The organism is Nocardia sp. 852002-20019_SCH5090214, from assembly GCF_001665865.1.
In the GTDB taxonomy this organism is placed as follows: Bacteria; Actinomycetota; Actinomycetes; order Mycobacteriales; family Mycobacteriaceae; genus Nocardia; species Nocardia nova.
This window is the reverse complement of sequence record NZ_LZMK01000443.1, coordinates 1-553: the sequence shown is the minus strand read 5'-3', so window position 1 is coordinate 553 and position 553 is coordinate 1. Positions and strand designations below refer to the sequence as shown.

The 553-nt window shown below is 67.5% G+C and carries 1 pseudogene; it reads right to left on the bottom strand.

Annotated features, from left to right (window positions below):
* Nucleotides 1-553 (bottom strand): annotated as a pseudogene (locus tag A5780_RS41620) (hypothetical protein); the annotation flags it as partial.

Genomic DNA, 553 nt, shown 5'->3' with positions numbered 1-553 from the left:
GTCCGGCGTCGACGTCGTCGACAATCGTGACGAGCTGGCTGCGCTCGATGTCGGCCAGGCCGTGCTGGAGTGTGGCGACCGCGACGATCTCGTCGCCCCGCTCGCGCAGCCGCTCGATGGTCGCGGCGGTTTCGTCACCGACACCCCAGGTCTCGGGACTTTCGTCGGAGAGGTCGTTCTCGGCGACGTAGTCCGCGATTGCTCGAATGTCTTCGACATCGCCTGCGAGAAGGAAGATCTCCTCGTTGATCTGCTCGCGGTTGGCGTAGCCGGGCCACAGTCGCGTACTGGGCTCGCGTCCGGCGCGGATCGCCTTACCGGCTTCACGGACCTGGGCCTGGTCGGCCGCGGTCATCACCGAGATCTCGGCGGCCATCTTCTGCGCGTTGACGTAGCCCTCGGCGAATCCGCCCAGCAGTTCCGGGATCCGGCCGCGCGCTTCTTCGCCCGGGTCGACCCACACCGGCGAGGCGAGAAGGTCGATGTTGCGGGTGTCTCCGGTGAGGTAGTCGACGACGAAGTCGACGCGGGTGCGGTCGTCTGTGGTGAGGCC